Genomic DNA, 19,147 nt, shown 5'->3' with positions numbered 1-19,147 from the left:
GTCCCGGCCTGCAGCGGCACGATGGTGTACCTCCTATTTTCGAGATATACGCCATGCCGCATGACCGGTTATCACCGACGCCGCTGATCAGTCGCCTGACGCTGCGCGACACCCCCTTACAGGCCAGCCTGCGCCAGAAGCTGGTTGCACTGAATATCGAACTGTTCGAGTTGCTCCAGCGGCAACCGACGTTTCACGCCCTGGTGCAGCAGGCCTTTGACCACGCATTCCCTGACCGCAAACCGCTGCTGGATATAGACCAAGGGGTTATCCAGTACGATGAGCAAGAGACACGGGCCATCGGCACACCCCTCCCTGAAAACAGCGAACCGGTGCCCGAGGAAGCCCTGGTGCCGAGGTTGAACCTCATGGAAGCGGTGGTGCAGCGCATGGTTGCCAACCAGGCTTCGGGCTACGCCAGCCGGCCTGTCAGTTTCCATGCGCGCTTGACCGCTGAAGGGGAGTGGGAGCCTGTTACCGGGCTCACACCGAGCGCTTTCGATCGTTTCCTTGACCAATTTGCCGATGGTTTTTCAGGGCGTTATCAGCAATCCCAGCAAGCCTTCCTGGCCTTGGCGCATGGGCCGACTGAGGCGCACACCATCAAGCAGCAGTTGATTAAAACGCGAACCGAGCAATTGAGCACCGAGCTCGCCCTGCTCAGCGCCGAAAACCTGTTCAGTGCGACGGCGCAGGCGCTGTTCGCCAAAGTGCTGAAATACCCGGACGCCCTGGCGCGTCAGGCGTTGGGCAGCTATCGACCGTGTGTCTATGGGATCGCTTTGAAGGCTGGGGATACCGACGATATCCCGCTGCATGGGGCCTTTATCTTGACCGCCCGGGACCCGCAAGATACCCACGTGGGCTGGCAAAGCGATGCTCAGGTGCCTCAGGTTCGACCCATTGAGCCGTCGGCGAACGTCGGCACGGTGGTGGTGTTCACGCCCGGCGCAGGCCTTGAAGAGTTTGCCTCGTTGAGTGACCTTGACCGCGAGCTGCATCGGCGGCTGAGCCATGGCGTTGCGTTCCCCCGCATCCTGGCGATGGTGGCGCAAGACCAGCAATCGCTGGCGCTGGCGCGGTGCCGGGAAGGTCATGAACGGGGCCAGTTGAAGTACCTTGAACGACTGGACTCCCCGTTCGATTACGCTATCGAATCCCAATGCCTGCACCTTCAACAGAACGTTGCCGCGACCCTTGCGCGCTATCAAACCTTGGGTTTGCAGGCGGACAGCACGTATTTGTCGCAGAGTTTGGACGAGGTAATGGACCTGACGCGGGCATTCGATGGCGCGGGTGCACTCTTCGCCAGCCTGGAAAAACGCGGGCAGGCGCAGATCAAGGCCTTTCTCAGTGCCGCCAGTCAAAGCGACAAAGACGCGTGGAGCGCCGCGAGTGCGCAATATTACGAACAGTTGGCAAACCTGCTGGCCGCGGACGGCTTGCCTTCCTGGGCGCAATTCAGCGACAAGAGCAAACTGCTGGCTTACGCCAATCAGCAACTGCGCCAGGTGCTGGTGGCCGCATACGGGCTGGATATCAACCCAGATCATATTCTCGTGCACACCCAGGAAGCTTATGTCCCTCCCAGCGTGATAGTCCCAGGCGCGCCCGGCCACTCCATCAGAGAGCCCGGCACGCCGTTGTATAAAAGCCGCAGCCGATCACTGACCCAACTGGCCCTGGAAAACGTCGGTGGCCTGGATCTCAATTTCATCAATTTCTCGCGTTTGACCGAAAAAACCGAAGACCTCGACAAGCCCGACGAAGCGCTGCGACCGGAGGACTTCAAGACAGCTAAGGTTTATGAAGGGCTGACCGTGGAACAGGTCAGGGATCTGGTGCGCGGTGTGAATGTGGGCGGGACCTATGGGGCGCTGTTGCGTGAGCGGCTGATCACGTCCCCGCAAGCGTTGGCGCAGAAAACAACCTATGTCCAAGTACTGGCGCATCAACTGCGGCTGGATGCCATTGAGGCCAGGATTGCCGGCGATTTCTTGCCGGATCGACTGGAACGTGGCTTCAACTGGGTGCGCGTCGTGCTTGATGAGCCGATTGATAGCGACCAGCGCGAGCGCGTAGAAGGTCATCGCATACTGGTGGAGTACTTGAAGCTGCGCGGCCAGCGGGTGCGCGGGGTATTGATGCTGCGCACCGCCAGCGCCGGCGGCGGCTCGGTAGTGGTCTATACACCGCAGGCACCGACTGGGCGGGTGTTTCATGAGTACCCGGATGAAACCCTGATAAGGGATTTCGTCCACAGCAGCTCCTGGCGCGAATACCTGGTGAGCCGTGTTGAGCGCGCGTTCCAGCCGCAAGTGCGCGCCGTGTTGAGGGGGCGAGGTGACACCTCGATGGTTCATTTCGGCAGAATCGACAATAACTTCATGGAGGACGCCTATGAGGTTGACGCCAACTTCGTGATCAACGATGCCCAGGCCTTATCCACGAGCACTCATCAAACCAATGTGGAAACCGCACTGACGGTTGCCACCACGGCGTTCGATATTGCCTCCATGGTGTTGCCCATCAAGATCATGCTGCCTATTGGCTTGGCCAGGAGTCTGTTTTCGGTGTTCAACGGAGTCGAGTCGGCGAACCTGGGAGACCGTACGGCGGCAGCGAACCACTTTGTGCGGGCGTTTGGAGAGCTGGTGGGGGCGCTGGTGGATGGGGCCATCGGCAGCCGGTCGGCCGGCGTCAATCGCAGCAAGACGATTGGGCAATTGAACCCGCACATGGCGCTGGCGAAAAAGCCGGACGGCGTACTGCCTCTGAAGGGGTGGGAGGGCAAGGGGGTTTACTTCACGACCTCCAAAGACGGCTCGAGGGTGTATTTCATCAACCAGCATCAGCACTGGTACTCGATCCTTGATGACGGCGCAGAGCAGGCCTGGCGGATCAGGGATGTACGCAAACCGCTGCAATACTATTACGACCCCATTCGACTGGATGCCAGTGGGACATGGCACATCGGTTCGCACCCAGGCAGAGGCTTGAAGGGCGGTCAGCCGCCGCACCGGGCGCTCATGGAGGTTTATCCGTTCTTCGACGAGGCGCAGGCTTGGCGGGTGCTTGACTCGTTCAACTTTCCGCGGGGACAGGAAATCGCATTTGGGTTGGACCTGGTTTATCACTTGAGAAGCGGAGTCGCCCTCGATCCCTTCCATCCGTACCTCACGATCACGCCAGAACGGTTGGCGTCGCGCTTGCGTGGCGGGGACAGCCCTGGACGGATGCCTCAAGCGCTTACGGTCAACGCTGACCGTACCCCCTTACCTCGACCGTCTCCCGACAGGCTCCCCCATGAACGGTTTGTCGAGTGGGGGCAGACCATCGACGCTGCCGAACTGAACGTGTTGAACGCCGAGAGGGACATAGTCCGCAGAATACCGGGCAATGCGAGCCACGCGACGGGTGACTACATCAGGATCGATGAACGCTGTTACCCGATCCTGCCTGTCGGGGGCGATGTGCAACGTAGCGTCGCCTATATGCGTAATCCCAATCTGGTACTTGATAGCTTTGACCAGTTTGAGCACATGTTGAGAACCGACCTGTTCAACCAACCCAGGCTCACCCGGTTTTATAGAGGGATTAATCGGTGGATCAACCAGATTGAATTGCCGTTTCGGCGCACGATATCGGCCTATGTAGCCGGCGCATTTCCCATGCTGCATGAAACCAGTCAGCTACAAGTCGCCAGGGCACTGTTCAGGCGGGCTAACCCGTCAGGGTTGACGGCCTGGGGCTATCGCGTCTTGCAGGTCACTCTGAATGACTGGATCCAGTCGCCATCGTCGTCCATGGCAAAGTTTGGCGACCCGTTGTTGCTGCTCCCTATCACCGGCAGAACCGGGCGTGGTTGGCACCTGGGGGAATCGTCGGGGTTCTTCGGCCATCTGCGGTTTCGTACCGATCCTGTGGCGCTGCTGTTACACAACACGTTGACGTCGGGCACCGAGGGCACATTGCGGGCGCTGATGATTGAGGTGTTGACGCGCAGTCGTTATCAGATACTCGACGGTTACAACGTCGTTGGCGAGTTACTGTTTACGCGACCGGGGCGTGACACGGTGTATTGGATGTCGTTGCGCCGAGTGCAGGGTAACTGGGTCGACGAAGGTGTCAATGTGCAACCCAGGGTACACGCTATGCGCTCTGAAACACGCAATCTCGTGGCCCGAGCGCAGGTGAACAACAGTTTTGTGACTTTGGTCGGAGGGGTTCGGTCGTCTGTTGACGGCGGCGAGGTCAGTCTCTTCATCTTCCGCGCTCGAGCCCTTCGGGGTCTCAGTGCATAAAAAAATGCCCCGAGGTGTACCTCGGGGCATTTTTACCGACGTTGAGCGTGAACCTGTGTGGATCAGAACTCGTGATCAGCGTTGTCCGGGTTCAAGTCGCTGATGCCCAGTTTACCCGCGGCCGCTTCGATCGAGCCGGTCTGCTTGACCAGCGCAGCGATCGCATCACGCACGATCTGGTTGCCCGCGTCGTTACCGGCAGCGATCAGTTGGTCGTAGTGCTCGCCCTTGTTGGCGTGATCAACCATGACCTGGATCTTCGCTTCGGTCGCTGCCAGGTCTGCTTTCAGCGCGGTATCGGCAGCCGGGTCGGCCTTGGCCACCAGGGACGACAGGCTGGCGCCGGTCAGCTTGGTACCGTCGACGCGGGTGTACTCGCCCAGGTAGACGTTACGGATGCCCTTGGCGTCGTAGAAGTGCGAGTTGTGGGTGTTGTCGCTGAAGCAGTCCTGTTCGTCTTCCGGCGAGTTGGCTTCCAGGGAAACCTTCATGCGCTCACCGGCCAGCTCGCCCAGGGACAGGCTGCCCATGCCGAACAGCATTTTGCGCAGGCCGTCGGTGGCAGGTTCTGCCTCCAGGGTGGCGCGGTAGTTGTCTTCGACGTTAGGTTTCCAGTTGCCGACCATTTCTTCGAGGTCGCTGACCAGCAGTTGGGTGACCGCGCGCAGGTAGGTGCGGCGACGCTCGTTGTGGCCGCCCGTGGCGCCGTCGCCGGTCAGGTAGTCCGACGCAGGACGGTTGCCCGCGCCTGGGCCGGTGCCGTTCAGGTCCTGGCCCCACAGCAGGAATTCGATGGCGTGGTAGCCGGTGGCGACGTTGGCTTCGGAACCGCCCAACTCATTGAGGCTGGCAAGTTTCTCCGGGGTGATGTCCTTCACGTCGACCTTGTCTTCGCCGACCTGGATCTCGGTATTGGCGATGATGTTGGCAGTCGCGCCTGGGTTACCCAGGGCATGTTCGTAGGACTTGTCGACGTAGTCGATCAGGCCTTCGTCCAGCGGCCATGCGTTCACCTGGCCTTCCCAGTCGTCGATGATGGTGTTGCCGAAGCGGAACACTTCGCTCTGCAGGTACGGCACGCGGGCGGCGATCCAGGCAGTGCGTGCGGCTTTCAGGGTTTCGTCGTTCGGCTTGGCGAGGAAGGCGTCGATTGCGGTTTGCAGGGTTTTCGCGGTGGACTCGGCATCGCTGTAGACCGCGAACACCATGTCAGCGTAATGCGCGACCACAGCCTTGGCGGCCGCTTCGTCGACCTGGCCGGCAGGCGTGGCAGCCGCTGGAGCGGTAGTGCTGGCGGCCGGGGTCGGCGCCTGGTTTGCTGCGGGCTTGTCTTTACCTTCGCCGCAACCGGCGAGAGAAATGGCAATGGCCAGCAGACTGGCGGTGGCCAGGGGCATACGAATCATGGCGAACATCCTGCTTCGGTTGTTGAGGGGGCGCGCGGGGGAGCGCAAAAACTGCGACATAATGCGAAAGATTTGCATTTTGTGTAAAGGGTTATACGCGGGAAATATTCAGTATCGTGTTTAGGGCAAGTCCCCATGCTCTCCAGTCAAGCGAGAAGACTGACCCTGTGGCGGCGTTGCCACGTCAGAGAATCGCTGCGTTATTGCGTTCAGACTGCTTCAGAAAAGCCGCCAACTCCCGGGCCTGCAAGGGTTTGCTGTAGTGGTAGCCCTGACCTTCATGGCAACCCTCGGAGATGATGTAGGCCTCCTGCTCAGCGGTTTCCACGCCTTCGGCGATGACCTGCATGCCCAGGCTTTTGCCCAGTTGGATAATCGCGCGCACGATGGTGGCATCGTCATCATCGTCCAACAGGTCTTGGACGAAGCTCTTGTCGATCTTGATTTTGTCCAGCGGCAGGCTTTTCAGGTAACTGAGGGATGAATAGCCGGTGCCGAAGTCATCAATCGCGATCAACGCGCCCGAGCGGCGAAGGCTCAGCAGGTGCTGGGCAGCGGTGCTGATGTCTTCCATCAGGCCGGTTTCAGTGACTTCCAGTTCCAGGCTGCGCGGCGGCAGGCGGTAGATCTGCATGAGGTTGTTGACCACCCGCGGTAGCTCGGTGTGGTGCAACTGCACGGTGGACAGGTTGACGGCCATGCGCAGGTCGGTGAAGCCCAGGTCGTGCCATTCGCGCAATTGCCGGCAGGCCTGGTCCAGCACCCATTCGCCAATGGGAATAATGGTGCCGTTTTGTTCCGCGAGCGGGATGAACAAGTCCGGTGGTACCAGACCGTGCTCCGGGTGCTGCCAGCGCAGCAGTGCTTCTACGCCGACCACCCGATTGTCGCGGTAGCTGATCTGCGGCTGGTATACCAAATGGAACTGGTTGCGGCCCAGTGCCTCCCGCAGGTCTTTTTCCAGTTCGCGGCGCCGACGCATTTCGCTGTCGACGCTGGCGATATAGAACTGATAGCGGTTGCGCGAACGGGTCTTGGCCAGGGTCATGGTCTGTTCGGCTTTTTGCAGGAGCTTTTCGGTGCTGTCGCCGTCTTCCGGAAACAAGGTGATGCCGATGGTGGCGCGCAGGCGGATGCCCTCGTGGTCGAGGGCGAACTCCGCCTCCAGGTCGTCGAGGATGCTCTGTGCCAACTCGGCGGCCTCGTAAGGCTGGTCGATATCGGCCTGTACCAGGGCAAACTGGTCGCCACCCAGCCGGGCAAGGGCGCCGAGGCGGCCGCTGTGGGCGCGCAGACGGTCGGCCAGGGCCAGCAGCAGTTTGTCACCGGCCTGGTAGGTAAACTGTTCGTTGACGCTTTTGAAATCATCCAGCCCCACGCACAGCACCGCCACGCGCCGTTGCCGGCGTCCGGCGTCGGTGAGGATCTTGTCCAGTTGCTCCTGCAGTTTCTGGCGGTTCGGCAGGCCAGTCAGGAAATCATACTGAGCCATGCGCAGCAGGCTGCTTTCGGCTTCATGGCGCAAGTGGGTATTACGTTCGATGGATTCGAGCAACTGGTTGGCGGTATTGATCCACAGCCCCAACTCGTTGCGCTCGTGCCCCTTGAGCTGTGGGATCTTGTGTTCGCTGGGGCGGTCCGGGTTGATCGAGGTCAGGTGCTCGATAATCCGCGACAACGGCTTGGTCAGCAGCCAGTGATAGACCAGGTACAGCACCAGGCCCAGGGCCAGGGCGCGCAGCACGCCGGAAATAAAGATAATCACCGAGTTGACAATAAAACCCTGGCCATAAGTGGCGGTGTCGAGCGTGATACTCAGGTCACCGTAATACTCACTGTAAGGGCCTTTGCCTACCAGAGGCGTGGTAAAGGTGCGTTCCCGGCCAAGAATCAGGTCGGTCAACCAGCGGCTGGGGGATTGCTGCAACGCACGGCTTTTCTCAGCCAGCATGGTTTCGTTGGGATGGCCGATGGACGCGATACGCACGGCATCATCCTGGAACAGACCCTCAATGACTTGCATGCCCATCTCGCGGTCCAGGCTGTAGACGGCCTGGGTCGAAGGGTCGCGAAACATGTCGAGGATGCGCTGGGCATCGCTGGCCACGGCCTGGCGCGTCTTGTAAGCATCGAAAACGATCTGCGCCACGCTCAGCGCAACGCCTACGATCAATGCCGACAGCAGCACAACCCGTAGCAACTTCACCGACAAGCTGTTCTTGAGTTCCAGCTTCAAAGGGGCATTCCTTGTCTCATGCGGGTGGCCTTCAATATGCCATGAGTATTGGCAATCCCGTGAGGCCAGTCAAAGGAACATTAGGGCTGGAGACGTCTTGGCGGTGGGGAGGGAGAAAAAACCAGAAAAAACGGCGGATTTGCTCCGCCGCCTGGGGGGCTCGGCGTACGAGTGGTCAGGCAAATGCCTTTGCTACCGTGGCCGCTGTTATTGATAGGCTGAAATCTCGATCTTTGGCGGCGCCGGCGGCATCATGTCCTCGCCTGGTTTGCCCGGAGGGCTGGCAGCAGCGCCATCACCGCCACCGCCACCCGCCCCGCCGGCGAGGCCTTTCATAAGTCCGGTGATGAGTTGCATCGCCATCTGTCCGCCTGCTTTTCCGATTTCTTCCATCATTGATTCTCCAGAAGCGTGTGGGAGGGTTATTCCTCTCACTGGATGGGTGGCAGTTTCCCTTCCGCGGGTTCCACGATTCTGGGCAGGTCGACGTTGTGGAACAGCCACAAAAAAGCCCGGCAATGCCGGGCTCTTTCTACTGCAAGCGTTGCTTAGGCAGTGAAGGTCTTGCCTTCGAACTGCTCAGCCACGAACTTCCAGTTGACCAGGTTCCAGAACGCTTCCACATACTTTGGACGCACGTTGCGGTAGTCGATGTAGTAAGCGTGTTCCCACACGTCGCAAGTCAGCAGCGGGGTGTCGCCGCTGGTCAGCGGGTTGCCGGCGCCGATGGTGCTGGCCAGGGCCAGGGAACCGTCAGCCTTTTTCACCAGCCAGCCCCAACCGGAACCGAAGGTGCCGACGGACGTCTTGGTGAACTCTTCCTTGAACTTGTCGAACGAACCGAACGCAGCGTTGATGGCTTCAGCCAGCGCGCCGGTGGGTTGACCGCCGGCGTTTGGCGCCAGGCAGTTCCAGTAGAAGGTGTGGTTCCAGACCTGAGCGGCGTTGTTGAAGATACCGCCCGAAGAGGATTTGACGATCTCTTCCAGGGTCTTGCCTTCGAACTCGGTACCTGGGACCAGGTTGTTCAGGTTCACGACATAGGTGTTGTGGTGCTTGTCGTGGTGGTATTCCAAGGTTTCCTTGGAAATGTGCGGCTGCAGGGCATCGTGTGCGTAGGGCAGCGGCGGCAATTCGAAAGCCATGATGATTCTCCTAATCAGGTCAGTTGCGGTGAGCGCAAGGCCGATCACGGGCGGCCAAACAAGCGCCGGGGAGTTTGTACTCTTTGCGGCGCAGGGTCCGGATCATAGCACCGGGGGTGCGGCAAAACCACGCAACAACTGTGTGGGATAGAGGTTCCAGAGCGTTTTGGAATATTCATCAAGCGCTGATCAATTGATAGGCCACGCTGAACATCATCACTGCCACCAACAGGTCCAGCAGACGCCAGGTGGCAGGGCGTGCCAGCCAGGGTGCCAGCCACGCCGCGCCGAGCGCCAGGGTGGAGAACCACAGCAACGAAGCGCTGGCGGCACCGGCCACATAGGCGCCGGGCTCGGTTTGTTGGGCGCCGAGTGAGCCAATCAGCAACACGGTGTCCAGGTACACGTGAGGGTTGAGCAGCGTGACGGCCAACGCGCTCAGCAGCACCGCACGCAGTGAGCGCACCTTGAGATTATCCGCCTGGTCCAGGCTCTGTTTCGAACAGGCCCGGCGCAGTGCGCACGTCCCGTACCAGAGCAGAAACGCCGCGCCACCCCAACGTGCGACCGCCAGCAGCACCGGGCTTTGCGCCAGCACCGTCGCCAAACCGAACACCCCGGCAGCCACCAGCAGTGCATCGCACACCACGCACAGCGCCGCCACGGGCAAATGATGTTCACGGCGCAGGCTTTGCGCCAATACAAAAGCATTCTGGGTGCCGATGGCCATGATCAGGCCGAGGGCTACCAGCAGACCGTTCAGATAACTCTGCCACATAGGATTTACTCCGCGTCCGCTGCCAGTTGTTGCAACACCTGTAGGGCGCGCTGGGCATCGGCACGGCCAACGAACAGGTGATCGTGGTAATAGCCGGCAATCACGTTGCAACTGATGCCGGCGTTGCCCAGTGCACTGGCGACCGCGGCGGTCAGGCCCACGGCGTCCAGGGCCGAGTGCACATTCAAGGTGATCCACGCGGCGACATAGTCAAACGCCAGCCCGGCCTGTTGCGCGTGCTGGCGTTCGAGGATCAGCGTCAGGCCTTCCTGCTCGCGGAAACTGCCGATCACCTCGCAACCGGCAGGAATTCGGTGATCGGGCAGGGTGCAGAACACATAGTCACCGTCGTTGAGATGGGGGCTCATGCTGCGCAGCAGGGTTGCCAGAGCGGTTTCGCCAGCCATGGGAGATTCCTTATAAAGAGAAGCGATGCTGGCTATTCTCGTGAGGCAGGCTGTATAAGAAAAACAAATATTGCTGATCGCTCATTAGAGAAACTGATGTTCGACTATAAATTGCTTTCCGCGCTGGCGGCGGTGGTGGAACAAGCGGGCTTCGAGCGTGCCGCTCAAGTCCTGGGCCTTTCGCAATCGGCGATCTCCCAGCGCATCAAGTTGCTGGAAGCGCGTATCGGCCAGCCGGTACTGGTGCGCGCCACGCCGCCGACGCCCACCGATATCGGCCGGCGTCTGCTCAACCACGTGCAACAGGTGCGCCTGCTGGAACGTGACCTGCAAAGCCAGGTGCCGGCGCTGGACGACGAAGGCATGCCTGAGCGCCTGCGCATCGCGTTGAACGCCGACAGCCTTGCCACTTGGTGGGCCGAGGCTGTCAGCGGTTTTTGCGCCGAGCAGCATCTGCTGCTGGACCTGGTTGTAGAGGACCAGACCGTGGGCCTCAAGCGCATGCGCGCCGGGGAGGTGGCGGCCTGTATCTGCGCCAGCGAGCGCCCGGTGGCGGGCGCGCGCAGCCTCTTGCTGGGGGCCATGCGCTATCGCGCGTTGGCCAGTCCGGCCTTTATTGCCCGGCACTTTGCGCACGGCGTGCGCGCGGACCAACTGGCGCGTACGCCGGCCTTGGTCTTCGGTCCGGATGATTTCCTGCAACACCGCTACCTGGCATCCCTCGGTGTGGACGGCGGGTTCGAGCACCATTTATGCCCATCCTCCGAAGGTTTTATCCGCCTGACGGAAGCGGGGCTGGGCTGGGGGCTGGTGCCGGAATTGCAGGTACGTGACCAACTGGAAAAGGGCCTATTGGTCGAGTTATTGCCAGATAAGCCCATCGATGTGCCGTTGTACTGGCATCATTGGCGCAGTGGCGGGCAACTGCTGGGCTTGTTGACCGACCACCTGGCCCAGGCGTGTGGTCAATGGTTGGTGCCGTTGGAGTGATGGCGCGCGTCAAGGCAACAGCGATGAAAAATGAAAGAACACGGGGTAATACATGAAGATTCTGGTCACCGGCGCAAGCGGCTTCATTGGCGGGCGCTTTGCGCGTTTCGCTTTGGAGCAGGGCCTGGACGTACGGGTCAACGGGCGACGCGCCGAAGGTGTGGAACACCTGGTCAGGCGCGGCGCCGAGTTTATCCAGGGTGATTTGAATGACGCCGCGCTGGTGCGTGACCTGTGCCGCGATGTCGAAGCCGTGGTGCATTGCGCGGGCGCCGTTGGGCTGTGGGGGCGTTACCAGGACTTCCACCAAGGCAATGTGCTCGTTACCGAGAACGTCGTCGAAGCCTGCCTCAAGCAGCGCGTCGGCCGGTTGGTCCACCTGTCGTCACCGTCGATCTACTTTGATGGCCGCGATCATCTGGGCGTGACCGAAGAACAAGTTCCCAAGCGTTTCAAGCACCCCTATGCCGCCACCAAATACCTGGCCGAGCAGAAGGTGTTCGGCGCCCAGGAGTTCGGCCTCGAGGTACTGGCCTTGCGCCCGCGCTTCGTGACGGGCGCAGGTGACATGAGTATCTTCCCGCGGTTGCTGAAAATGCAGCGCAAGAACCGCCTGGCGATCGTCGGCGACGGGCTGAACAAGGTCGACTTCACCAGCGTGCACAACCTCAACGAGGCGCTGCTCAGCAGTCTGCTTGCCCCCGGCTCGGCACTCGGGAAGGCCTACAACATCAGCAACGGTGCGCCAGTGCCGGTGTGGGATGTGGTGAACTATGTGATGCGCCAGATGGAAATGCCGCAGGTGACGCGGTATCGGTCCTACGGCCTGTCCTACAGCGTGGCGGCACTTAACGAAGCTTTCTGCGCGATGTGGCCGGGGCGGCCGGAACCCGCGTTGTCTCGCCTGGGCATGCAAGTCATGAACAAAGATTTCACCCTCGACATCAGCCGTGCCAGGCATTATCTGGACTATGAGCCCAAGGTCAGCCTGTGGACCGCCCTCGACGAGTTCTGCAGTTGGTGGAAAGCCCAGGCGCCGGGGATCCAGTAAGCACACAACAGGCAACACTTCGGGAACCGATTTCGGCGTTCCGGGTCGATCAGTGCGCCGGGATCACGGTTTATACTCCCGTCGCTCGCCATTTCACCGATTCAGGGTTGATTCATGCGCAACGATGCTAAAGACGACTTCGACAACGTTCCCAGCCTGCGGGCCGATGTCGGGGATGATGATGATTTCGAGCCTTCTCCCGCCACCTCGGTGCGGTCACGCACAACCAAGGTGGTCAAGGTCAAGAGCGCCAGCACCGGCCCATTGTGGGCCTTGATCGGCGCGTTGCTGATCGCCTTTGCGGGCCTGGCCTGGTGGAGCTTCCAGCAGATCTCCTTGATGGGCCAGCAGTTGGTTGCCACCCAGGAAAGCTTTGCGCGCATCAGCGAAGAAGCGGCGGGGCGCCTGCAGGATATTTCCGGCAAGGTGGTGGCCAGTGAAGCCAGCGTCAACAATGGCAGCGAGGCGCTGAAACTGCAGATCAAGCAACTTGAAAGCCAGTTGCTGGAGCAGGGTAAACAGCAAGTCGGCGTGGCCGGCCAGGCGACCGAGTTGGATAAGCGCCTGGCGCAAATGACGGCCAGCACCACTGAGCTGTCCAACGCCAACAGCAAGCTGCAAGGCCAGGTCCAGGCCCTGACCGATGCTGTGGCAACGCTCAAGGCGGCGCAAGGTGATGCGAGCAAGCGCGATAGCGAAATCAAGGAGCTTTCCGCTGACGTGGCGGCCTTGAAGAAACAGGGCAACCCCAGTGCGGCCATCGCCCGTATCGAGCAGGATCTGGTAGTGCTCAAAAGCGCGCAGGATAACCAGCCGGTCAACAGCGATGCGCCCACCAATAAAGAGTTTGATGTGTTCCGCATCCAGACCACGCGCAATATCACCACGTTGCAAAGCCAGGTGCAGACCCTCAACCAGCAACTCAACGCGCCGGCGAAGATCACGCCCCTCGGTCAATAAGGGTGTAACGGCAAATGTCACCATCCGGTGACATTTCCCTTCCCCTTCGTTACTTGCCCCCACCGTGCCCTTGTTTAGACTCCGTTCATCCCACAAAAAATAATAAGGGCCACCCATGACCACGCAACCACTGCCTGCCAGCAGTTGGCTGAACGCGGCTGCTCATCACGCCTGGCTCGCCGCCGAAGGCCAGCGTCTGCTGGCGTTTGCCAAAGCTTCTCGACTGCCCGACGGCTTCGGCAACCTGAACGATAAAGGCCAATTGGCGGCCGATGCTCGCGCCGAAACCATGAACACCGCCCGCATGACCCACAGCTTCGCCATGGCCCACGCCATGGGGTTGCCCGGTTATGCCGAGCTGGTTGAACACGGGGTTGCCTGCCTCAACGGCCCATTACGCGATGCTGAGCATGGCGGCTGGTTCGCCGCGCCCCACGCCCTCGATGGTAACCGTGGCAAGGCCGCTTACCTGCACGCCTTTGTCGCCCTGGCCGCCAGCTCTGCGGTTGTGGCCGGCGCTCCTGGCGCGCGCACCCTGCTGAACGACGCCATCCCTATCATCGACCAGTTTTTCTGGAGCGAGGAGGAGGGCGTGATGCTCGAGTCGTTTGCCCAGGACTGGAGCGGCGTCGAGGCCTACCGCGGCGCCAACAGCAACATGCACGCCACCGAGGCCTTCCTCGCCCTCGCCGATGTGACCGGTGATACGCGCTGGCTGGACCGCGCGCTGCGGATCGTCGAGCGTGTGATCCACACCCACGCCGCCGGTAACCAGTTCATGGTGATCGAGCATTTCGACGTTCATTGGCAACCTTTGCTCGGCTACAACGAAGACAACCCCGCCGATGGCTTTCGTCCCTATGGCATTACCCCCGGCCACGGCTTCGAGTGGGCGCGGCTGGTGCTGCACCTGGAGGCGGCGCGCCTGCAAGCCGGGCTCGTCACACCTGAATGGTTGGTGACTGACGCCAAGGGCTTGTTCGCCAGTGCCTGTGAATACGCCTGGGCAGTGGATGGCGCCCCCGGCATCGTCTACACGCTGGACTGGAACCATCATCGCCCAGTGGTGCGTGAACGCCTGCACTGGACCCATGCCGAAGCCAGCGCCGCTGCCCAGGCGTTGCTCAAGCGCACGGGCGAGTTGCATTACGAAACCTGGTACCGGCGTTTCTGGGAGTTTTGCGAGGCCCACTTTATCGACCGTCTCCACGGCAGTTGGCACCACGAACTCAGCCCGCACAACCAACCCAGCAGCAACATCTGGGGCGGCAAGCCAGACCTGTACCATGCTTGGCAAGCGGTCGTGCTGCCTGCACTGCCCTTGGCACCGAGTATGGCCAGTGCCATCGGGGCTGGGCTTTATGTCACCAGTTGGTGACATTTGTGCATCCCTTTGTTACCTGCGCCTCAAAAATCCATGTTTAAACTCCGTGCAGCGCAAGCTTAAGACTTGCATGCATAACAACAAGAAAAGGTACTCAGATGAACGCGATTAATCGCCTCGCCGTCGCTATTTCCATTGCCTCGTTGTTTCCCCTCAGTGCATTTGCCGCCGACTCGAAAGGGACGGTTGAAGTTGTGCATTGGTGGACCTCGGGTGGTGAGAAGGCGGCTGTAGATGTCCTGAAGGCCCAAGTTGAGAAAGACGGCTTCACCTGGAAAGACGGTGCCGTCGCAGGTGGCGGTGGCGCCACGGCTATGACCGTGCTGAAAAGCCGCGCGGTCGCCGGCAACCCGCCAGGCGTTGCCCAGATCAAAGGCCCCGACATCCAGGAATGGGCGTCTACCGGCCTGCTCGACACCGACGTGCTCAAAGACGTCGCCAAAGAAGAAAAGTGGGACTCCCTGCTCGACAAGAAAGTCTCCGATACCGTGAAGTACGACGGTGACTACGTCGCCGTACCGGTCAACATCCACCGCGTGAACTGGCTGTGGATCAACCCGGAAGTCTTCAAGAAAGCCGGTATCACCAAGAACCCGACCACCCTCGAAGAATTCTACGCCGCGGGCGACAAGCTGAAGAAAGCCGGCTTCATCGCGCTCGCCCACGGTGGCCAGCCGTGGCAGGACAGCACGGTGTTCGAAGCCGTCGTCCTGTCGGTGATGGGCGCAGAGGGCTACAAAAAAGCCCTGGTCGACCTGGATAACGGCGCGCTGACCGGTCCGGAAATGGTCAAGGCCCTGACTGAGCTGAAAAAAGTCGCGACCTACATGGACGTCGACGGCAAAGGCCAGGACTGGAACCTCGAAGCGGGCAAGGTTATCAACGGCAAGGCCGGCATGCAGATCATGGGTGACTGGGCCAAGTCCGAATGGACGGCCGCCAAGAAAGTCGCTGGCAAAGACTACGAGTGCGTAGCCTTCCCAGGCACCGACAAAGCCTTCACCTACAACATCGACTCCCTGGCGGTGTTCAAGCAGAAAGACAAAGGCACGGCTGCGGGTCAGCAGGACATTGCCAAGGTCGTGCTGGGTGAAAACTTCCAGAAAGTCTTCAGCATCAACAAAGGCTCGATCCCGGTTCGTACCGACATGCTCAATGAAATGGACAAGCTCGGCTTTGACTCTTGTGCCCAGACTGCCGCCAAGGACTTCCTGGCAGACGCCAAGACCGGCGGCCTGCAGCCAAGCATGGCGCACAACATGGCCACCACCCTGGCTGTGCAAGGTGCGTTCTTTGATGTCGTGACCAACTACATCAACGACCCGAAAGCCGACCCGGCCGACACCGCCAAGAAACTCGGCGCTGCGATCAAGTCTGCCAAGTAACACCTTTTGTAGGAGTCGGATTGCTGTGGCGAGGGAGCTTGCTCCCGCTGGGGTGCGAAGCACCCCCAAAGGCGGAGCGCCTTCGCCACAACACACTGGCTCCGACAGGCTGTAGTCCTTTTTCCCTGTACTGGATTTTCCCATGAGTTCTGTTGCTGTGTTCAGCAAAGCCTCGCCGTTCGATGCACTGCAGCGCTGGCTACCCAAACTGGTGCTGGCGCCCAGCATGTTCATCGTGTTGGTGGGCTTTTACGGCTACATCCTGTGGACGTTTGTACTGTCGTTCACCACATCGACGTTCCTGCCGAGTTACAAATGGGCAGGGCTTGCACAGTACGAGCGCTTGTTCGACAACGATCGCTGGTGGGTCGCGAGCAAAAACCTGGCCTTGTTCGGCGGGATGTTTATCGGTATCACCTTGGTCATCGGCGTGACACTGGCGATCTTCCTCGACCAGAAAATCCGTCGTGAAGGCTTTATCCGCACCATTTACCTGTACCCGATGGCGCTCTCGATGATCGTCACCGGTACCGCCTGGAAATGGCTGCTCAACCCGGGCATGGGCCTGGACAAACTCCTGCGTGACTGGGGCTGGGAAGGCTTCCGTCTCGACTGGCTGATCGACCCGGACCGCGTGGTCTACTGCCTGGTGATCGCCGCCGTCTGGCAAGCCTCGGGCTTCATCATGGCGATGTTCCTCGCCGGCCTGCGTGGCGTTGATCAATCGATCATCCGTGCCGCACAGATCGACGGTGCGAGCCTGCCGCGCATCTACTGGAGCGTGGTGCTGCCAAGCCTGCGTCCGGTGTTCTTCAGTGCGGTGATGATCCTGGCGCACATTGCGATCAAGAGCTTCGACCTGGTGGCGGCGATGACGGCCGGCGGCCCGGGCTACTCGTCCGACCTGCCAGCGATGTTCATGTACTCGTTCACCTTCAGCCGTGGCCAGATGGGCATGGGCTCGGCCAGTGCAATCCTGATGCTCGGTGCGATCCTCGCGATCATCGTGCCTTACCTCTATTCCGAGCTGAGGACCAAACGTAATGACTAGTCTCGCCTCCAAACCTGCCATCAGCCTGAGTCGCATCGCGATCTACGCGGTGCTGATCCTCGCCGTGCTGCTGTACCTGGTGCCGCTGGTGGTGATGCTGCTGACCAGCTTCAAGACCCCGGAAGACATCAGCACCGGCAACCTGCTGAGCTGGCCGACCGTGGTCTCCGGCATCGGCTGGGTCAAGGCCTGGGCCACCGTGGATGGCTACTTCTGGAACTCGATCAAGATCACCGTTCCCGCTGTGCTGATCTCCACCGCCATCGGTGCGTTGAACGGTTATGTGCTGTCGTTCTGGCGCTTCCGTGGTTCGCAGCTGTTCTTCGGTTTGCTGCTGTTCGGCTGCTTCCTGCCGTTCCAGACCGTACTGCTGCCGGCGTCGTTCACCCTCGGCAAGATGGGCCTGGCCAGCAGCACCACCGGCCTGGTGTTTGTGCACGTGGTCTACGGCCTGGCGTTCACCACGCTGTTCTTCCGTAACTACTACGTGAGCATTCCGGATGCGCTGATCAAGGCGGCACGCCTGGACGGCGCCGGTTTCTTCACCATCTTCCGTCAGATCATTCTGCCGATGTCCACTCCGATCATCATGGTCTGCCTGATCTGGCAGTTCACCCAGATCTGGAACGACTTCCTGTTCGGTGTGGTGTTCTCCAGCGGCGACTCCCAGCCCATCACGGTGGCGCTGAACAACCTGGTCAACACCAGCACCGGGGCCAAGGAATATAACGTGGATATGGCGGCGGCGATGATCGCCGGGCTGCCGACCCTGCTGGTCTATGTGATCGCAGGCAAGTATTTCGTGCGCGGCCTCACGGCCGGCGCGGTCAAGGGGTAATCATGGCTACGCTTGAACTTCGCAATGTAAACAAGACCTATGGCGCCGGCCTGCCCGACACCTTGAAGAACATCGAACTGTCGATCAAGGAAGGCGAGTTCCTGATCCTGGTCGGCCCTTCGGGGTGCGGTAAATCCACGCTGATGAACTGCATCGCCGGCCTGGAAACCATCACCGGCGGCGCGATCATGATCGGCGACCAGGACGTGAGCGGCATGAGCCCCAAGGACCGTGACATCGCCATGGTGTTCCAGTCCTACGCGCTGTACCCGACCATGAGCGTGCGCCAGAACATCGAGTTCGGCCTCAAGATCCGCAAGATGGCCCAGGCGGACATCGACGCCGAAGTGGCGCGCGTGGCCAAGCTGCTGCAGATCGAACACCTGCTCAACCGCAAGCCGGGCCAGCTCTCCGGCGGCCAGCAACAGCGCGTGGCCATGGGCCGTGCCCTGGCGCGCCGGCCGAAGATCTACCTGTTCGACGAGCCGCTGTCCAACCTCGACGCCAAGCTGCGCGTCGAGATGCGCACCGAAATGAAACTGATGCACCAGCGCCTCAAGACCACCACGGTCTACGTGACCCACGATCAGATCGAAGCGATGACCCTGGGCGACAAAGTGGCGGTGATGAAGGACGGCATCATCCAACAATTCGGCACGCCGAAAGAAATTTACAACGACCCGGCCAACCTGTTTGTGGCAAGCTTTATCGGTTCACCACCAATGAACTTCGTTCCTATGCGCCTAAAACGCAAGGAAGGTCGTTTGGTCGCGCTGCTCGACAGCGGCCAGGCCCGTTGCGAATTGCCGTTGGGCATGAACGACGCAGGCCTGGAGGACCGTGATGTGATTCTGGGCCTGCGCCCGGAGCAGATCGTGTTGGCGGCGGGTGAGGGCAACGGTTCGTCGAGCATTCGCGCTGAAGTCCAGGTCACCGAACCGACCGGTCCGGACACCCTGGTGTTCGTGCAGCTCAATGACACCAAGGTCTGCTGCCGTTTGGCGCCGGATGTGGCGCCCCAGGTCGGCGAGACCCTGACCCTGCAATTTGATCCGGCCAAGGTATTGCTGTTCGACGCCAACACTGGCGAACGCCTAGGCACTGCTTCTTCATTGCCCGCACAGGGGCATGCCGACAACGTGGCCCAATTCAAAGGCCGCTGAAGCAGCTAAGTTGTTGTTTTAAATAAAAAAGTAACCCGCGTTAGATAAA

At 60.5% G+C, this 19,147-nt stretch carries 15 protein-coding genes; 9 read left to right on the top strand and 6 right to left on the bottom strand.

The genetic code is table 11. The features are described 5' to 3' along the window. Nucleotides 1-53 precede the first annotated feature (53 nt). Nucleotides 54-4,304, top strand: coding sequence for a dermonecrotic toxin domain-containing protein (locus QCBJ_RS18645; RefSeq protein WP_177410671.1), 4,251 nt, complete (start codon nucleotides 54-56; stop codon nucleotides 4,302-4,304). Nucleotides 4,305-4,366: 62 nt separating this feature from the next. Here QCBJ_RS18645 and QCBJ_RS18640 read toward each other — a convergent pair whose 3' ends face one another. The 6 genes from QCBJ_RS18640 to QCBJ_RS18615 form a co-directional block, all read right to left on the bottom strand. Beyond that, complete coding sequence (locus QCBJ_RS18640) at nucleotides 4,367-5,710, bottom strand: imelysin family protein (protein WP_015885564.1); 1,344 nt, start codon at nucleotides 5,708-5,710, stop codon at nucleotides 4,367-4,369. 184 nt (nucleotides 5,711-5,894) lie between these two features. After that, nucleotides 5,895-7,946 (bottom strand): bifunctional diguanylate cyclase/phosphodiesterase, encoded by a 2,052-nt coding sequence (locus QCBJ_RS18635; protein WP_046035489.1) that lies wholly within the window; start codon nucleotides 7,944-7,946, stop codon nucleotides 5,895-5,897. 207 nt (nucleotides 7,947-8,153) lie between these two features. After that, nucleotides 8,154-8,342, bottom strand: a complete 189-nt coding sequence (locus QCBJ_RS18630; protein ID WP_046035488.1) for a hypothetical protein — start codon at nucleotides 8,340-8,342, stop codon at nucleotides 8,154-8,156. A 152-nt stretch (nucleotides 8,343-8,494) separates the two neighbouring features. Next, nucleotides 8,495-9,091 carry a superoxide dismutase gene (locus tag QCBJ_RS18625; RefSeq protein ID WP_003212997.1) on the bottom strand — a complete coding sequence of 199 codons (597 nt, stop codon included), beginning with the start codon at nucleotides 9,089-9,091 and terminating at the stop codon, nucleotides 8,495-8,497. Between the two features lie 178 nt (nucleotides 9,092-9,269). Beyond that, nucleotides 9,270-9,869, bottom strand: coding sequence for a LysE/ArgO family amino acid transporter (locus QCBJ_RS18620; RefSeq protein WP_015885562.1), 600 nt, complete (start codon nucleotides 9,867-9,869; stop codon nucleotides 9,270-9,272). Nucleotides 9,870-9,874: 5 nt separating this feature from the next. Next, nucleotides 9,875-10,276: an ACT domain-containing protein gene (locus QCBJ_RS18615; RefSeq protein ID WP_015885561.1), complete on the bottom strand. Its 402-nt coding sequence runs from the start codon at nucleotides 10,274-10,276 to the stop codon at nucleotides 9,875-9,877. A 96-nt stretch (nucleotides 10,277-10,372) separates the two neighbouring features. Here QCBJ_RS18615 and QCBJ_RS18610 point away from each other — a divergent pair, with 96 nt between their 5' ends. From QCBJ_RS18610 to QCBJ_RS18575, 8 genes are all read left to right on the top strand, one after another. Continuing rightward, entirely contained in the window at nucleotides 10,373-11,266 is an 894-nt protein-coding gene (locus QCBJ_RS18610) for a LysR family transcriptional regulator ArgP (protein WP_015885560.1), read from the top strand. A gap of 52 nt (nucleotides 11,267-11,318) precedes the next feature. Further along, a complete protein-coding gene (locus QCBJ_RS18605; protein WP_015885559.1) occupies nucleotides 11,319-12,317 on the top strand; it encodes an NAD(P)-dependent oxidoreductase in 999 nt (332 codons plus the stop codon). 114 nt (nucleotides 12,318-12,431) lie between these two features. Next, nucleotides 12,432-13,277, top strand: coding sequence for an ATPase (locus QCBJ_RS18600; protein WP_102061310.1), 846 nt, complete (start codon nucleotides 12,432-12,434; stop codon nucleotides 13,275-13,277). 115 nt (nucleotides 13,278-13,392) lie between these two features. After that, nucleotides 13,393-14,655 carry an AGE family epimerase/isomerase gene (locus QCBJ_RS18595; protein WP_102061309.1) on the top strand — a complete coding sequence of 421 codons (1,263 nt, stop codon included), beginning with the start codon at nucleotides 13,393-13,395 and terminating at the stop codon, nucleotides 14,653-14,655. A 104-nt stretch (nucleotides 14,656-14,759) separates the two neighbouring features. Then, on the top strand, nucleotides 14,760-16,046 hold the full coding sequence (locus QCBJ_RS18590; RefSeq protein WP_046035482.1) for an ABC transporter substrate-binding protein: 1,287 nt from the start codon (nucleotides 14,760-14,762) through the stop codon (nucleotides 16,044-16,046). 142 nt (nucleotides 16,047-16,188) lie between these two features. Then, nucleotides 16,189-17,097 carry a carbohydrate ABC transporter permease gene (locus QCBJ_RS18585; protein ID WP_003175732.1) on the top strand — a complete coding sequence of 303 codons (909 nt, stop codon included), beginning with the start codon at nucleotides 16,189-16,191 and terminating at the stop codon, nucleotides 17,095-17,097. Beyond that, complete coding sequence (locus QCBJ_RS18580; protein ID WP_102061308.1) at nucleotides 17,090-17,935, top strand: carbohydrate ABC transporter permease; 846 nt, start codon at nucleotides 17,090-17,092, stop codon at nucleotides 17,933-17,935. The genes QCBJ_RS18585 and QCBJ_RS18580 overlap by 8 nt, the downstream gene beginning before the upstream one ends. Nucleotides 17,936-17,937: 2 nt before the next feature. Continuing rightward, nucleotides 17,938-19,098, top strand: a complete 1,161-nt coding sequence (locus QCBJ_RS18575; protein WP_015885552.1) for an ABC transporter ATP-binding protein — start codon at nucleotides 17,938-17,940, stop codon at nucleotides 19,096-19,098. Nucleotides 19,099-19,147 lie beyond the last annotated feature (49 nt).

The sequence above is a fragment of the Pseudomonas sp. QC2 genome (genome assembly GCF_002859085.1).
Lineage (GTDB): Bacteria > Pseudomonadota > Gammaproteobacteria > Pseudomonadales > Pseudomonadaceae > Aquipseudomonas > Aquipseudomonas petroselini.
The sequence above is the reverse complement of the archived record's forward strand: the minus strand, read 5'-3'. Positions and strand labels throughout refer to the sequence as shown.

What these genes read in the sequence shown, in the direction of transcription:
- QCBJ_RS18645 (WP_177410671.1), top strand. Translation starts at nt 54, where the DNA reads ATGCCGCATGACCGGTTATCACCGACGCCGCTGATCAGTCGCCTGACG.
- QCBJ_RS18640 (WP_015885564.1), bottom strand. Translation starts at nt 5,710, where the DNA reads ATGATTCGTATGCCCCTGGCCACCGCCAGTCTGCTGGCCATTGCCATT.
- QCBJ_RS18630 (WP_046035488.1), bottom strand. Translation starts at nt 8,342, where the DNA reads ATGATGGAAGAAATCGGAAAAGCAGGCGGACAGATGGCGATGCAACTC.
- QCBJ_RS18625 (WP_003212997.1), bottom strand. Translation starts at nt 9,091, where the DNA reads ATGGCTTTCGAATTGCCGCCGCTGCCCTACGCACACGATGCCCTGCAG.
- QCBJ_RS18620 (WP_015885562.1), bottom strand. Translation starts at nt 9,869, where the DNA reads ATGTGGCAGAGTTATCTGAACGGTCTGCTGGTAGCCCTCGGCCTGATC.
- QCBJ_RS18615 (WP_015885561.1), bottom strand. Translation starts at nt 10,276, where the DNA reads ATGGCTGGCGAAACCGCTCTGGCAACCCTGCTGCGCAGCATGAGCCCC.
- QCBJ_RS18610 (WP_015885560.1), top strand. Translation starts at nt 10,373, where the DNA reads ATGTTCGACTATAAATTGCTTTCCGCGCTGGCGGCGGTGGTGGAACAA.
- QCBJ_RS18605 (WP_015885559.1), top strand. Translation starts at nt 11,319, where the DNA reads ATGAAGATTCTGGTCACCGGCGCAAGCGGCTTCATTGGCGGGCGCTTT.
- QCBJ_RS18600 (WP_102061310.1), top strand. Translation starts at nt 12,432, where the DNA reads ATGCGCAACGATGCTAAAGACGACTTCGACAACGTTCCCAGCCTGCGG.
- QCBJ_RS18595 (WP_102061309.1), top strand. Translation starts at nt 13,393, where the DNA reads ATGACCACGCAACCACTGCCTGCCAGCAGTTGGCTGAACGCGGCTGCT.
- QCBJ_RS18590 (WP_046035482.1), top strand. Translation starts at nt 14,760, where the DNA reads ATGAACGCGATTAATCGCCTCGCCGTCGCTATTTCCATTGCCTCGTTG.
- QCBJ_RS18585 (WP_003175732.1), top strand. Translation starts at nt 16,189, where the DNA reads ATGAGTTCTGTTGCTGTGTTCAGCAAAGCCTCGCCGTTCGATGCACTG.
- QCBJ_RS18580 (WP_102061308.1), top strand. Translation starts at nt 17,090, where the DNA reads ATGACTAGTCTCGCCTCCAAACCTGCCATCAGCCTGAGTCGCATCGCG.
- QCBJ_RS18575 (WP_015885552.1), top strand. Translation starts at nt 17,938, where the DNA reads ATGGCTACGCTTGAACTTCGCAATGTAAACAAGACCTATGGCGCCGGC.